A 14,605-nucleotide genomic window follows, 5' to 3' on the forward strand; every position below is an offset into this window, starting at 1 on the left:
CAATTGCTGCACATGGACGCAGTGATCCTCGACGAACTGGGCTACTTACCCTTCCCAGACTCCGGTGGGGCGCTGCTGTTTCACCTGATCAGCCAGCTCTACGAAAAGACCTCGCTGATCATCACCACCAACTTGTCCTTCGGCGAATGGGTCAGTGTTTTTGGCGACGCCAAGATGACCACAGCACTGCTCGACCGCATCACTCACCACTGCGACATCCTCGAAACCGGCAACGATTCGTTCCGCTTCAAGCAGCGCAAAAAGGCAGTGAAAAACACCTGAGCGACTGGAAACTTTTGGACGCTGTTACCTGGAAAGTTTTGGATGCTGATTGACACCCTGAGGCCACTCTGCGATGTCCTGCAGTCTGAGCATGTCGACCCCGCCAACGTGAAGAGGCTCAGCGAAGCGATCATCCGCGCCGGGCATTGGCTGGAACCCATCATCGTGGAAAGCTCAAAGGGCATCGTGATGGATGGCAATCATCGGCTCAATGCCGCATTGCAACTGGGCTTGAAACGAGTGCCGTGCATTCAGCTCGATTACGCTGATCCGCGAGTGTGCGTTCGGCATTGGCAGACTGGGCAAGCGTTCGAGGTGTCGCGGATCTACTCGACAATCGCGCGAGGGGAGACTCTCCCCTACAAGACCACGCGGCATTTGTTCGATCCGGCGCTGCCGGTGATCGCCATTCCTCTGCGCTACCTGTGTGCATGAACCATTGCGACGGTCAAGCAGGCACTTGGGCATGTGCGGCGTGACATTTTCGGCCAGATGCCGCGCAACTCGACCCACACCTGCAGCGCTGACTTCGCGATCAAAGCGATGCATCCACAGGCTGGGCTTATTGCCCTCTTCCAAAGCCAGCCCTTCTGCGGCAACTGTATCGAGCCCCAACTGCCGAACAGTTCGATAGAAGAGCCAACTGACTGGGCCGAGGGACTTTTGCGGGAAATCGTTGAAAATCGTTCGACATCGTTGGGCCTCGATTGCAGCGAGCGCCATTATTTAGTTCTTTTAAATCAATGCCTTATGGGCGGCATGCATAGATGGGGTGCTAGGGGTCGAGTGTTCGAATCACTCCGTCCCGACCATATAACTCTAGAAAATCCAGTCACTTAGCGGTGACTGGATTTTTTTATGGGTGGGTGTTCTGTTGGTGGAAGGATTTTTGTGCCACTTTTTGTGCCACCGGTAAGTTTTGGCTCTAAAAGGCAGGGTCAATAACATCTCCGGTTTTTGGTAGAGGTAATGCGTGATCGCTTTTGAGGACATGCCGTGCGGCCAGCCCTTTCAGCTTGCGTACATCCTCGTACCAATCGAGGGTCGGTGCATGCTGGTCAGCTGCACGCGGCCAGATCATTTTCGGCCAGCAGATTGCTGATGCCTTATTGCGGACGGCCGTGATGGCCCTTTAGGCTGTCTATTCTTTCATCCCAGCAATTTCTAGAGATCCGCGATGGGCCAGTACCAAGGAATGCGATGGTTCAAAGCTGACTTTCAGGTTCAGACACCGGAAGACAGCAAGCACTGGAGCGACACCGACCTCCGACTAGGCAACCCTCGCAGACCAAAGGCTGGAGGTGTCCACGATGAGAGCGAAATAAGCAGCAAGGCGCAGGCTTTCCTCAGACGGTGCCATGAGCTCAAGCTGCAGATCATTGGCATCACTGACCACAACTTTTCTGGTCAGACTGACCTGAGAGATTGGTTTCTGACTCATCTGATCGAGCAGAACAAGTCAGTCGCCGCAGAGCTGGGGCGCGAGATGATCCACATCTTGCCAGGCTTTGAAGTTGATATCGGCTATCACGTGCTTTGCCTGTTCGAACCCGCCAAGAAATCCAGCGATCTCGAGTGTGTGAACAAAGTGCTCATTCAGCTGGGCCTGCCTGAATCGCAACGGTTTGAAAGAGGTTTGCCGACGCCGCTGAGACGTGAAGACTCTCCAATCAGCTTGGCGAAGCTGTTGAAAATCGTACAGGACGACAATGACGGCATCGTTATTGCCATCGGTATCAAGTCCAGGTGTCACGTTCTGCTTGAGGAGTGACTCCTTCGAACCTGGCGGGCTCAGATTCTGTAGCTTGACCTTGAAAAGCAGCAGTAACCCGGCTGTTAGATTTCGAATTGCCGAAAGCGCGCGCGCATCATCCTTAGCTGCGGCCTGAAAATCCTCCACCCCAAGTCGGATGGAGGCGACAGCATTGGCAAGCATCGACATCCAGATTTTCCTTTCTTGTGTGAAGATATTTTCGAGCAGTGGAAGGCTGCACTTACCTAGAGAATTTCGAGCCTACTATCGCAACAACAGAGCCCAGAAAAAGCAAGCCTGCTTGTGGCTAGTTGGTGCATTGCTTGGACTGACCATGCGGCAAAAAGGTCGTGGCCGCAATTGAAGAAAAGATGCACCATGTGGCACTGGACGGCAGAGCAGGATAGGGATGCTCGGTGCTGCTGAGGAGAGGTATGTCCGCATCTGGCCGGTTGCTGCCGATCACGAGCGGACGGAACCTACCCCCATTGCTGCTGGTGAAATCCGGCAGAAATCGGCCAAAAGCGGACATCGAGTCCGTCTGCCGACTCTGTAAAGAGCTAGCAGATGTTTTCGACACGGTATTGGGATGAATCCCTTTAAAAAATGTTGAATCATGGAAGTCCCCCCGAAAGGAATGCAGCCATAAGCACTATGAAGCTTGGCCCGAATCCTCTCTCAGCGCCCCCAACCCGCTTGGTCTACATTGCGTTGCTTGCAGGATCCCGTGCCAAGCACTCTTAACTCTGTGGCACCAAGATTTGCTGAGCTACTACTCAACCATTGCCACCCTGGCGTTGGCAGCCGGGCTCTGCCGCGCCTTACCTGCGACCCATCGTCGCTCCTAGCAGAATCGGGAGGCAGTGGAGCTGGCGACGCTGGAGTGGGTGGACTGGTTCAACCACCGACGGCTGCCGGGGCCCATCAGCAACATGCCACAAGCCAAGGCCGTGGCCTTTTACTATCGACAACTTACCGAGTCAGCCCAAGCGGCATTACTCATACCAAAGAGCATCCGAAAAAAACGCCGCCGTCTTCACCTCATCAGACTAAAAGGCAGGCCAGCGGACTTCCTGACAGATATTCATCGGCTCAGGCAAGGCGGTCGGCTAGTTAGGCTCCATACACTTCACTACGAGTTAATCGCGCACAACAACAACGCGAGAAGTAGTGATGAACCTATATCAGCCTGACTTAGTTTCCCAGCACAGCGGCCATATTGGTGCTCGCCAGACCCGTGTCGAGGACGCTGCATTGCTGCGTGGCCTGGGCTGCTATGCCGACGATGCTGCCACCCCGCCCGGGACTCTGCATGCTGCCATTGTCCGTTCACCCCATCCTCATGCGCGCATCACTGCCGTGGACTTCTCCCAAGCGCTGCTGATGAAGGGTGTGCGCGGCGTACTCGTTGGTGAGGACGTCAAGCGTTGGGCTTTGCCATTCCCGGTGGGCGTGCGCCAGCCGATGGAGCATTGGTGCGTCGCCGTGGACAAGGTGCGCTACGTCGGTGAGCCGGTGGCGGTAGTGATCGCCGAGAGTCGTTACCTGGCCGAAGACGCCCTGGAAGGCGTACGTGTCGACTATGAGCAGCTGCCGCCGATCATCGATCCAGAGGCCGCCACCACCGAACAGGCGCCGGTGCTGCATGAGGCAGTCGGCAGCAACGTGGTCAACGAGCGGCATTTCCGCTATGGCGAACCGGAACAGGCCTTCGAGCAGGCGCCGTACCGAGTAAAGCTGAAGGTGTGCTTTCCGCGCAGCTCCTGCACCCCCATCGAATGCTACGTGGTGCTTGTCCAGTATGGGCGCGCCACCGGCATCTACGATGTGCTGGCCAACTTCCAGGGACCCTATGCGCTGCACACGGTGATGGCCCGCGCACTCAACGTGCCGAGCAACCGCCTGCGTCTGCGCACGCCGAAAGACTCCGGCGGCAGCTTCGGTATCAAGCAGGGTGTGTTCCCCTACGTGGTGATGATGGGACTGGCGTCACGCAAGGTTGGAGCCCCGGTGAAATGGGTCGAGGATCGCCTCGAGCATCTGCAAGGCGCGTCCTCTGCGACCAATCGGGTCACCGAGATCGAGGCGGCGGTGCAGGCCGACGGTCGCATCACCGCCCTGCGTTATGACCAGATCGACGACTGCGGCGCCTACCTGCGCGCACCGGAGCCGGCCACCTTCTATCGCATGCACGGCAACCTCACGGGTGCTTATGCGATTCGTAATCTGCTGGTGCGCAACCGCGTGGTGCTGACCAACAAGACCCCCACCGGCCTCAACCGAGGCTTCGGCGGCCCGCAGGTGTACTTCGCCCTAGAGCGTCTGTTGCAGCATATCGCCGTGCAGTTGGATCTCGATCCGCTGGAGGTGATCCGCCGCAACCTGGTACCGGCCGACGCCTTCCCCTACCGTGCCGCGGCCGGCGCTCTGCTGGATTCCGGCAATTACCAAGCCGGCATCGATTTGGCGGTCAAGGACGGCGGGCTCGACGAGTTGTTGCGCCGCCGCGACCAGGCGCGCGGCGAAGGCCGGCTGTACGGAATCGGTTATGCGGCGGTGATCGAACCGTCGATCTCCAACATGGGCTACATCACCGCAGCGATGACCCCCGAGGAGCGGCGTAAGGCCGGGCCGAAGAACGGCGCGGTGAGCACGGCGACCATCAACGTCGGCCCGCTCGGCGATGTCAGCGTGCACGTCTCCTCGACGCCCCAGGGCCAGGGGCACCAGACCGCGGTGGCCCAGGTAGTCGCCGATGTGCTCGGCGTGGCGTTGGAGTCGATCGTGGTCAACGTCGAACTGGACACCCAGAAGGATGCCTGGTCGATCGCCTCGGGCAACTATTCCAGCCGCTTCGCCGGCGCGGTGGCCGGAGTGGTCTACCAGGCCGCGCTGAAGGTGCGCGATCGCCTCGCCGCGATTGCCGCCGCGCAACTGCAAGCCAAACCGGAAGACATCCGCTTCGGCGGCGGCAAGATATTCGTCATCAACGGCGGTCCGGCGGCACCGTTCCACCGCATCGCCGGCGCCACCCACTGGTCACCTGGCCTGCTCCCGGAAGGCGAGCCGGGTGGCCTGCGCGAAACCGCATTCTGGAGCCCGCCGCAGCTCACCGCGCCAGACGACGGCGACCTCATCAACAGTTCGCTGTGCTACGGATTCGTCTTTGATATCTGCGGTCTGGAGATCGACCGCGTCACCGGCGAGATTCACATCGATCGCTACGTGACGTGCCACGATGCCGGCCGCCTGCTCAATCCCGCGCTGGTCGACGGGCAGATCCGTGGCGGCTTTGCCCAGGGGCTTGGCGCGGCGCTGATGGAGGAGTTCGCCTATGGCGAGGACGGTAGCTTCCTCTCTGGAACCTTCGCCGACTACCTGGTGCCCACCGCACCGGAAGTGCTCGACCCAGTGATCCTGCATCTGGAAACGCCGTCGCCGTTCACCCCCCTGGGGGCCAAAGGCGTCGGCGAGGGCAACAACATGAGCACGCCGGTATGCATCGCCAACGCCGTAGCCGATGCCCTCGGCCGCGCCGACATCCGCCTGCCGCTGACACCGTCGAAAGTGCGCAGCATGATCGGCATCGACGAACCTCCGCGGCCGGCCGGCATGCAGCAGGACGACGGTTTTGACGCAGAACCGGCCGGCGGCTCGGCCCTGCGCGCCAACGATGCGGTGGTGATACCGGCCCCGCCACAGCAAGTGTTCGACACCCTGCTCGACCCGGCCACCCTGGCTGCGATCATCCCGGGATGCCATGCCCTCGAGCTGCAGGGCGAGAATCGCTACCGTGCGGACGTTACCGTCGGCGTGGGCATGATCCGCGCACGCTTCGAGGCCAAGGTCGCCTTGAGCGAGCTGGACCCACCTCATTCGTTGCGCCTGTCCGGCTCTGGCACCAGTTCCATGGGCTCGGCCGAGGGCCACGCCAGGGTGCGTTTCGTCGAGTTGGAGAACGGTCACACGCGTTTGGAATACCGATACCAGGTCGTAGTCAGCGGCAAGGTCGCCGCGGTCGGCAGCCGCATGATGCAAGGGGCCTCGAAAGTGATCATCGGACAGATTTTCACCCGCCTGTCGCAGCGGGTCAGTGGCCAGGCGATCGCCGACGGCTGGTGGGCGCGCCTGCGTGCGCTGTTCGTCCGGCTGTTCGGCAAAGGAGGTGCGCAATGAAACCGGCTGCTTTCGATTACATACGCGCCGAGAGTCGCCGCCAGGTACTCGAGCTGCTCGCCGAGTATGGCCAGGAGGCACGCATCATTGCCGGCGGTCAGTCGCTGATGGCCGTGCTGAACATGCGTCTGGCCCAACCCAAGCTGCTGATCGACATCAATCAGGTCGCCGAGCTGGCCTATATCGAGCTGCGCAAGGACTGCCTGGCGGTGGGCGCCGCGGTACGCCAGGCGCAGCTGCTGGCGCGGCCGACGCTGGCCGACGAAGTACCGCTGCTGGCCCTGGCAATGCCCTGGATCGGCCACTTCCAGACCCGCAACCGTGGCACCGTGTGCGGCTCTGTGGCCCACGCCGACCCTAGTGCCGAGCTGCCACTGAGCCTGGTCACCTTAGGCGGCGAGATCGTCCTGGAGTCGATCAAGGGAAAGCGCGTGATCAAGGCTGCCGAGTTCTTCCAGGGCATTCTCACCACCGACAAACGCGCCGACGAACTGGTCGTCGAGGTGCGCTTCCCGCTCAAGCGCGAGGGCATCATTTATCGCTTCCAGGAAATCGCCATGCGCCACGGCGACTTCGCCATCGTCTCGCTGGCCGCCTGTATCGGCATCGACGAGGTGCGCCTGGGTGTCGGCGGGGTCGCCGATCGTCCGGTGATGCGCAGCCTGCCGCGCGGTGCGGCGTTACCGGACGCGCTCAACGAAACCGCCTGGTCGCTTGATGCCCAGGACGATGTGCATGCCAGCGCGGCCTACCGCCGGCAACTGGTTCGCGAGCTGGGTCACCGTCTCATCGAAGGAGTCTGAACATGCGCGTAACCGCCGAACAACGTTTTGCCGTCCGTCTCGAGCTCAATGGCCGCACGCGCGAAGGCCTGGCCGAGCCGCGTACCCAGTTGTGCGATTTCCTGCGCCACGACCTCGGCGCCACAGGCGTCCATGTCGGCTGCGAACACGGCGTCTGCGGCGCCTGCACGGTGCTGGTGGACGGCGTCGCCATGCGCTCCTGCCTGATGCTCGCCGTGCAGGCCCACGAACGGCGCATCGAGACAGTCGAATCGCTGGCCGACGACGACACGCTCAGCGACCTGCAGCAGGCATTCCGCCGTAATCACGCCCTGCAGTGCGGTTTCTGCACTGCGGGCATCCTCATGTCCTGCGTGGATTTCCTCGAGCGGCAGCCCGACCCGAGCGAGGCCGAAGTGCGCGACATGCTTTCCGGGCACCTGTGCCGCTGTACCGGTTACACCGGCATCGTCCAGGCGGTGCTCGAAGTGGCCGCCCAACGTCAAACGAACGAAGAGGTATAACAATAATGTTCGATCTCGGACGCAGCTTCCTCGCTGCCGTAGAGCGCCGCCCACTGGCCATTGCGGTCAGCGACGGTACAGTGAAAAAAACCTACGAACAGTGGTTCGTCGATATCCAACGTGCCGCCCACGGTCTCGAGTCACTAGGGCTGGGCAAGGGTGATCGTCTGCTGGTGACGATGCAGAACCGCTGGCAGATGGCAACCTTGCATTGGGCCTGCCAGTTCGCCGGCATCGTCATGACTCCGCTGAACTGGCGTTCGACCGCCGAGGAGCTGGCCTACTGCATCGAGGATGCGCAGATCCGCGCACTGGCCTACGACGACTCTACCGCTACTGCGGTGGCTGCCTGCACGGCCGCCATCGATCTACCGCGGATCGCCGTCGGTGAGCGAGCCGCCGCGGGCGACCTGAGCTTCGCCGAGTTGTGCGCCGAGGCACCAACAGCGACCATCCTGCGTGCTACGCCCGAGGATTTCTCCCTGCTGCTCTATACCTCAGGCACCACCAGCAAGCCCAAGGGCGTGCCGCGCCGGCATTGCGCCGAACGCGCCGCGGCGGTCGCCCATGTGGCGCAGAACCTTTATCGCCACGGCGAATGCACCCTCGGCGTAATGCCGCTCTACCACACCATGGGCGTGCGCTCGCTGCTGGCCATGGCGTTGATCGACGGGCATTTCGTCTGCGTGCCGAAGTTCGACGTCGAGGCCACCCTGGAGGCTATCGAGCGGGAGCAGGTCAGCAACCTGTACCTGGTGCCGACCCTCTATCACATGCTTATCGAGCACCCGGCGTTCGCCCGCGAGCGGGTCGCCAGCGTGGAGAAGATCGGCTTCGCCGGCGCGCCAATGAGCGACGGACTGATGCGCCGCGTCGAGCAGGCATTCCAGCCGCAGTTGTTCGTCAACCACTACGGTAGCTCGGAGATCTACACTTTCACCATCGACCAGCAGGCCAGCCGCAAGCCTGGCTCCTCGGGGCGCAGCGCGCTGAACCAGCGGGTGCGGGTGGTGCCGATCGACGCCGAATCGGCACAGGTGCAAACCAAGCCTATGGAGGAGGGCCAGATCATCGCCGACCTGGCCAGTGACGAGGCGTTCGAAGGCTACCTGAACCGCCCCGAAGCCACTGCCAAGGCGCTGCGCGATGGCTGGTATTTTACCGGTGACACCGGCTATTTCGATGAGGACGGCGACCTGTTTGTCACCGGGCGGGTGGACGACCTGATCATCACCGGCGGCGAGAACGTCAGTCCGGTGGAGATCGAGAACGTGCTCTCACTGCACCCCGGCGTTGAGGAAGTGGTGGTGGTCGGTTTGCCGGACGAGCAGTGGGGCAAGATCATCGCCGCCTTCATCAAGCTGCGTGCCGAGGTCAGCGAAAGCGAACTGGATGCCCACTGCATCGCGTCCGGCCTGGCCAAGTTCAAGCGGCCGCGGCGTTACCAGTTCATCGAGCAGATTCCCAAATCCCCCGTTGGCAAGGTGCTGCGCCGCATCTTGCTGGCTCAGCACCAGGAACAGGCCCAAAAGGCTGACCGCTAATTATCCCGAGGACATCTATCATGCAACTGCAAGCAATCCAGCAATTTCTCGAAACCCCGTTCGATGGCTTCCATGTCGAGGTCGATGCGGCCCGTGAGCGCGCCGATATCATCCTCAACCGTGCGCCGCTGAACGTCATCTCCATGGGCCAGCGCGACCAGCTGCGCCAGGTCTTCGAAGCGCTTGACGCGCATCCGCAGGTGCGCGTCATCGTGCTGCGCGCGGTGGGCGAGCACTTCTCCAGCGGCGGCGACATCAAGGGCTTCCTCGAGGCCTCGCCGGAGCACGTCTCCAAGCTGGCCTGGAACGTCGCCGCGCCGGTGCGCTGCGAGAAGCCGGTGATCGCCGCCAACCGTGGCTACACCTTCGGCGTCGGTTTCGAGCTGTCGCTGGCCTGCGATTTCCGTATCGCCTCGGAGACTACTCGCTACGCATTGCCCGAGCAGAATCTCGGGCAGATCCCCGGTTCCGGTGGTTCGGCGCGCCTGCAGAAGATCATCGGCGTGGCCCGCACCAAGCACATGGTCATGCGCGCCAAGCGCATAAGCGGCGAACAGGCCTACGAGTGGGGCATCGCCACCGAGTGCGTGGCGGACGCCGAGCTGGAAAGCACGGTAGACGCACTGGTCGATGAACTGCGGCGCTTCTCGCCGCTGGCCCAGCGCACGGCCAAGCGCTTGATCAACGACAACGAAGACGCGCCGCTGAGCGTGGCCATCGAGATGGAAGGACACTGCTACAGCCGCCTGCGCAGCTCGCATGACTTCAAGGAAGGCGTCGAGGCGTTCCACAGCAAGCGGCCGGCGGTATTTCGCGGCGAGTAATCTTCCCGTCGGGGCTTGCCTGCGGCAGGCCTCGGCAGACAACGGCCATACCGCAGTACAACAACAATCGCGGAGAACGGGTCATGCCTGGCAATAAAGCGAACACTATTTTTGCACCACCTACTGGCGCCTCATCGGGCTACTCACTCCGAGAGGCATTCACCATCAAGTCGGTCAGCGCCGGGGTAGTAGCCGCGCTGTTCGGCTGTTCCGGGCCTGCGCTGATCGTCATCAGCGCCGCCGAAGCCGGCCATTTGAGCGATGGCCAGACGGTTGCCTGGCTATTCGCCATCTACGTGCTCGGCGGACTGATCAGCATCGGCATGGCGCTGCGCTACCGCCAGCCGATCTGCGGCGCTTATTCGATCCCTGGCGCGGCGATCATGATCGCGGCACTTGGCGGTCTGGACTTTCGCGAGGCGGTCGGCGCCTTCATCATGAGCGGCGCGCTGGTCTTGCTGCTCGGCTTGAGCGGGGTGATCGGCAAGTTGATGCGCTGGCTGCCGATGCCCATCGTCATGGCGATGATCGCCGGGGCGATGATCCGCTTTGGTGTCGGCGCGGTAGAAGCGGTCGGCAGCGTTCCGCTGATGGCCGGTTTGGCGGCGCTGACCTACTTCCTGGTCATGCGCTTCGTCAAGGCGGTGCCGCCGGTGCTGGCTGCCGGGCTGGTGGGCTTCGCCGCGGCCTTGGCGCTGGGCCTGCTGAAACCGGCGGATGTGGATATCGCCTTCGTCATGCCGGCTTTCACCACTCCCATGTTCACCTTGGCTACCTTCTTTGCCATATCGGTGCCGCTGGCGGCGCTGGTAATCGGTGCCGAGAATGCCCAGGCCACCGGCGTGCTGATGGTCGAGGGCTACAAGCCACCGGTCAATGCGATGACCGTGGTGAGCGGCGTGGGCGGCATGCTGGCCGGGTTGTTGGGCGGGCACAACGCCAATATCGCCGGGCCGATGACGGCGATCTGCGGTTCCGAGCAAGCCGGCGACGATCCGCGTCAACGCTACGGAGCGACTCTGGTCAATGGCGTACTGTTCGCCCTGTTTGGCGTATTCGCCGGTGTCGCCGTGCCGTTCATCCTCGCCTTGCCGCGCGAGTTGATTCTGGTGATTGCCGGCCTGGCGATGATCGGCGTTTTGCTCAGCGCGTTGCAGCAGGCCTTCCACAAAGAAACCGGTTGCCAGATCGGTGCATTCGTCGCCCTGGTGGTGGCTATGAGCAAGTTCAGCCTGTTCGGCATCAGCGCGCCGTTCTGGGCGCTGGTGATCGGCGTGGCGGTGTCCTGGTTGCTTGGCGAGTTGCGCCGTGAGCGGGCCGCCTAGGGTCGCGTTGCCGTCGGTCAGTAACGACAAATCGCACACTTCTTAAACGTTGTATCCCACGAGAGTTCCCACTGCCACACATGGACCTGCAAGAGGCCCGTGGGAACTCTTTTGCCTAAAAACCTAATAAGAAAGAGAACTTACAACAATGATCTTCCCCTTAACTCGCCCATGCAAACCCACCCATTGCCTGATCTACACCGGCTTGCTGCTGGGGTTGCCGTTCCAGGTTTTGGCTGCCGACAGCGATTTTTTCAAGGACGCCACGGCGACCCTGCAGGCGCGCAACTACTACTTCAGCCGCGACTTCTCCGACATCGTCGGGCCGAACCAGCAGTCCAAGGCCGAGGAGTGGGCCCAGGGTTTTATCCTCAACTTCAAGTCCGGCTATACCCCAGGCCCGGTCGGCTTCGGTGTCGACGCCATCGGCCTGCTCGGGCTCAAGCTCGACAGCAGCCCGGATCGGGTCAATACCGGCCTGCTGCCGGTGACCGACGAGGGCAGGGCGGCCGATGATTACAGCCGCCTGGGTGCGGCCCTGAAGGTCAGGCTGTCGAAGACCGAGCTGAAAATAGGCGAACAGCAGCTGATGCTGCCGGTGTTGTACTTCGGCGATATCCGCCTGTTGCCGCCGACCTACCAGGGCGCCAGCATCGTCTCCAACGAGATCGCCGGTCTGACCCTGCAGGCCGGCCAGCTGCGTTCCACCAGCCTGCGCAACGAGGCTGGCGACGGCGAGCTCGGCGCCATGGTCGGCTTCGTCCCGCGCCGCCAGGCCGGTCAGTTGGTCACCACCGACCGCTTTAACTACGGCGGTGCCGACTATGCCTTCAACGATAATCGCACCGCGGTCGGTGCCTGGTACTCCCAGCTGGAAGACCTCTACAACCAGCGTTATTTCAGCCTCAAGCACAGCGAACCAGTCGGCGACTGGGTGCTCGGTGCCAGCCTCGGCTACTTCGACTCGACCGAGGACGGTGAGCAGCTGATCGGCAAGCTGGACAACCAGGCGGCGTTCTCCCTGCTGTCGGCCAAGTACGGTGGCCACACCGTCTACCTCGGCTACCAGGCGATGTTCGGTGACGACGGCCTGCCGCGCGTGTTCGCCAATACCAGCCCGCTGGGCAACGAGGTGCCGACCTACGCGTTCGACTCGGCCGACGAGCGCTCCTGGCAGGTGCGTTACGACTACGACTTCGCCGCCATGGGCGTGCCCGGCCTGGTCGCCGGGGTGCGCTACCTGAGTGGCGACAACGTCGACACCGGCCGCGGTTTCGAGGGCAAGGAGTGGGAGCGCGACCTGGACGTCGGCTACGTGGTGCAGAGCGGTTCGCTCAAGGGCCTGGGGGTGAAGGTGCGCAACGTCACCGCGCGTTCCAACTACCGCAGCGACGTCGACGAGAATCGGCTGATCCTCAACTACACCCTAGCGTTATTTTGAGCCCTTCCCGGTAGCCCGGGTGATGGCTTGGCCCGCCCTCGCGGGCCTTTTTTCTCCAGTCGGCGCCCTCTGCACATGAATCAGATGCAAACACAAACCGGCAGTCGACAGGGAAAGTGTTCATTGACTTGGTAAGGCAGGGCAGCCTGGGCTGCCCACACGATGAAGCTCAGGTGACGGGGTGCAGCAAGCCTGCTGCCCCTCGTTATCAGGGCTGATAGGTGGCATCAATATTAGTTAATAGAAAATCCTCCTCCGTACTTTTAGGGTGAGAACTGGCCCAGCGATTTCAAACAACAACAATGGAGATTGCGCCGTGAAAAAACCTAGCGCTGTTGTACCCCCTGCATGCCCAAGCGGCCCTGCCTCTGCCTCTGTCCTCGACCGAGCGACAGCAGGGGCGCTGAGCGCACACCCCGCCACGGGCGGAAACCCTTAACCGACATGTCGCCCAGCAACACGACAAGTCGCCAAAACAATAACAACGAGGTACGGCCATGCAGCCTGTGACCACTCCCACACCAGCTACCGACGGAGCCTTGCCAGCAGGCAGCTGTCTGCGCGGCTGGCTTGACCATCTGCAGCGGCACCAACGCCTGGCAGTGATCCACCCCGGCGTGGACTTGTGTTTCGGCATTGCGGCGATTGCCAATCGTCTGGACGGAAAAAGTGCCTCGTTGTTCCCCGAGCCTAGTGGTCATACGATCCCGGTGGTATCCGGTCTGCTCTCCGATCGTCAGTGGATGGCCGAGGCGATGGGCGTCGAGCCCGGCGAGGTGCTGGCACGTTTCGAACAGGCCAGCCTCAATCCGCTGCCCTGGTATGAAATCTTCGATGCGCCGTGCCAGCAGGTGGTGCACCGTGAAGTCGACCTGAACAAACAGTTGCCGATCCCCACTCATAACGAGCACGACAGTGGCCCCTACATCACCGCCGGCCTGCTGATCACCCGCAACCCGCGCACCGGGGTGCAGAACGTCTCTATCCACCGCCTTCAGGTGAGTAGCCCGAACCGCCTCGGTGCGCTGTTGTTGCCGCGCCATGCCCTGGCGTTCTTTCAAGAGGTGGAAGCACGCGGCGAGGACCTGGAGGTGGCGGTGGTGATCGGCGCCGACCCGCTGACCCTGTTGGCTTCCCAGGCCATCGTGCCGATCGATCACGATGAACTGGAAATTGCCGGCGCCCTGCACGGACGGCCATTGCCGGTGGCGCGTTGTGTGACCAACCGGATCCGCGTGCCGGCCGAGGCCGAGATCGTCATAGAGGGCCGCCTGCTGGCCCAGGCGCGGGAAATGGAAGGCCCGTTCGGTGAATTCCCACAGTACTACGGCGAGCGCGCCGAGCGCCACGTGATCGAGGTTGACGCCATCACCCACCGCCGCGCGCCGATCTTCCACACCATCGTCGGCGGCGGTCTCGAGCACCTGCTGCTCGGGGGTATCCCGCGCGAGGCAAGCATGCTCGCCCATCTGCGCCGCAGCTTTCCCTGCGTGCGCGACGTGCACCTGGCCAAGGGCGGGGTGTGCCGCTACCACCTCTACGTGCAGATCGACAAACGCTCCGAGGGTGAGGCGAAGAACGTGATCCTCGGCGCCCTCGGCGGTCACTACGACATCAAACACGTCACCGTGGTCGATTTGGATGTGGATATCCACAACCCGAGCGAAGTGGAGTGGGCGATCGCCACGCGCTTCCAGGCCGATCGCGACCTGGTGCAGATCCACGAGTCGCAAGGTTCCAAGCTCGACCCCTCCACCCGTGAAGGCGTGGGCTCCAAGTTGGGGTTCGATGCCACGGTGCCGCTCAGTGCGCCGTCGTTCAAGTTTCTGAGAATCCAGGTGCCAGGCGAGTCAGAGGTGGATCTTGCCCAGGTAATCGATGACGCGGCAGGTGACTGGCGTCAGCGAGTCTTGGCTGAAACGACGGCGGAGAGCCGTCATGAACCGAGCTGATG

General features: G+C 62.1%; 10 protein-coding genes and 3 pseudogenes. 12 read left to right on the forward strand and 1 reads right to left on the reverse strand.

Going from position 1 to position 14,605, the window contains the following annotated elements:
• Together BM315_RS19985 and BM315_RS19990 are read left to right on the forward strand one after the other, a co-directional pair.
• On the forward strand, positions 1-282 hold a 282-nt coding region (locus tag BM315_RS19985; RefSeq protein ID WP_170862267.1), incomplete at its 5' end, for an ATP-binding protein.
• Positions 283-324: 42 nt separating this feature from the next.
• Positions 325-717 carry a ParB N-terminal domain-containing protein gene (locus tag BM315_RS19990; RefSeq protein ID WP_090504712.1) on the forward strand — a complete coding sequence of 131 codons (393 nt, stop codon included), beginning with the start codon at positions 325-327 and terminating at the stop codon, positions 715-717.
• A gap of 63 nt (positions 718-780) precedes the next feature.
• On the opposite strand, the pseudogene BM315_RS25075 reads toward BM315_RS19990, so the two are convergent.
• Positions 781-918 (reverse strand): annotated as a pseudogene (locus tag BM315_RS25075) (type II toxin-antitoxin system HipA family toxin); the annotation flags it as partial.
• A gap of 541 nt (positions 919-1,459) precedes the next feature.
• Between BM315_RS25075 and BM315_RS24715 the strand changes: the two are divergent.
• From BM315_RS24715 to BM315_RS20040, 10 genes and pseudogenes are all read left to right on the forward strand, one after another.
• A pseudogene (locus tag BM315_RS24715) lies at positions 1,460-2,011 on the forward strand (TrlF family ATPase); the annotation flags it as partial.
• A gap of 872 nt (positions 2,012-2,883) precedes the next feature.
• Positions 2,884-3,030: pseudogene (locus tag BM315_RS25080) on the forward strand (IS3 family transposase); the annotation flags it as partial.
• A gap of 178 nt (positions 3,031-3,208) precedes the next feature.
• A complete protein-coding gene (locus tag BM315_RS20005) occupies positions 3,209-6,211 on the forward strand; it encodes a xanthine dehydrogenase family protein molybdopterin-binding subunit (RefSeq protein WP_090504715.1) in 3,003 nt (1,000 codons plus the stop codon).
• Positions 6,208-7,014, forward strand: a complete 807-nt coding sequence (locus tag BM315_RS20010) for an FAD binding domain-containing protein (RefSeq protein ID WP_090504717.1) — start codon at positions 6,208-6,210, stop codon at positions 7,012-7,014. Before BM315_RS20005 ends, BM315_RS20010 begins: the two co-directional genes overlap by 4 nt.
• 2 nt (positions 7,015-7,016) lie before the next feature.
• Positions 7,017-7,517 carry a (2Fe-2S)-binding protein gene (locus tag BM315_RS20015; RefSeq protein ID WP_090441613.1) on the forward strand — a complete coding sequence of 167 codons (501 nt, stop codon included), beginning with the start codon at positions 7,017-7,019 and terminating at the stop codon, positions 7,515-7,517.
• A gap of 5 nt (positions 7,518-7,522) precedes the next feature.
• On the forward strand, positions 7,523-9,061 hold the full coding sequence (locus BM315_RS20020) for an AMP-binding protein (RefSeq protein WP_090504720.1): 1,539 nt from the start codon (positions 7,523-7,525) through the stop codon (positions 9,059-9,061).
• A 20-nt stretch (positions 9,062-9,081) separates the two neighbouring features.
• Positions 9,082-9,885: an enoyl-CoA hydratase/isomerase family protein gene (locus BM315_RS20025; protein WP_090504723.1), complete on the forward strand. Its 804-nt coding sequence runs from the start codon at positions 9,082-9,084 to the stop codon at positions 9,883-9,885.
• 83 nt (positions 9,886-9,968) lie between these two features.
• The gene (locus BM315_RS20030) at positions 9,969-11,210 is read left to right on the forward strand and encodes a benzoate/H(+) symporter BenE family transporter (RefSeq protein WP_090504726.1); all 1,242 of its coding nucleotides are present in this window, start codon (positions 9,969-9,971) and stop codon (positions 11,208-11,210) included.
• A 148-nt stretch (positions 11,211-11,358) separates the two neighbouring features.
• A complete protein-coding gene (locus tag BM315_RS20035) occupies positions 11,359-12,651 on the forward strand; it encodes an OprD family porin (RefSeq protein ID WP_090504729.1) in 1,293 nt (430 codons plus the stop codon).
• A 497-nt stretch (positions 12,652-13,148) separates the two neighbouring features.
• Positions 13,149-14,603 (forward strand): UbiD family decarboxylase, encoded by a 1,455-nt coding sequence (locus BM315_RS20040; RefSeq protein ID WP_090504732.1) that lies wholly within the window; start codon positions 13,149-13,151, stop codon positions 14,601-14,603.
• Positions 14,604-14,605 lie beyond the last annotated feature (2 nt).

The organism is Pseudomonas borbori, assembly GCF_900115555.1.
GTDB classification, from domain to species: Bacteria; Pseudomonadota; Gammaproteobacteria; order Pseudomonadales; family Pseudomonadaceae; genus Aquipseudomonas; species Aquipseudomonas borbori.

Coding starts and splice junctions, on each gene's coding strand:
- BM315_RS20025 (WP_090504723.1), top strand. CDS start 9,082: ATGCAACTGCAAGCAATCCAGCAATTTCTCGAAACCCCGTTCGATGGC.
- BM315_RS20020 (WP_090504720.1), top strand. CDS start 7,523: ATGTTCGATCTCGGACGCAGCTTCCTCGCTGCCGTAGAGCGCCGCCCA.
- BM315_RS19990 (WP_090504712.1), top strand. CDS start 325: ATGCTGATTGACACCCTGAGGCCACTCTGCGATGTCCTGCAGTCTGAG.
- BM315_RS20035 (WP_090504729.1), top strand. CDS start 11,359: ATGATCTTCCCCTTAACTCGCCCATGCAAACCCACCCATTGCCTGATC.
- BM315_RS20030 (WP_090504726.1), top strand. CDS start 9,969: ATGCCTGGCAATAAAGCGAACACTATTTTTGCACCACCTACTGGCGCC.
- BM315_RS20010 (WP_090504717.1), top strand. CDS start 6,208: ATGAAACCGGCTGCTTTCGATTACATACGCGCCGAGAGTCGCCGCCAG.
- BM315_RS20040 (WP_090504732.1), top strand. CDS start 13,149: ATGCAGCCTGTGACCACTCCCACACCAGCTACCGACGGAGCCTTGCCA.
- BM315_RS20015 (WP_090441613.1), top strand. CDS start 7,017: ATGCGCGTAACCGCCGAACAACGTTTTGCCGTCCGTCTCGAGCTCAAT.
- BM315_RS20005 (WP_090504715.1), top strand. CDS start 3,209: ATGAACCTATATCAGCCTGACTTAGTTTCCCAGCACAGCGGCCATATT.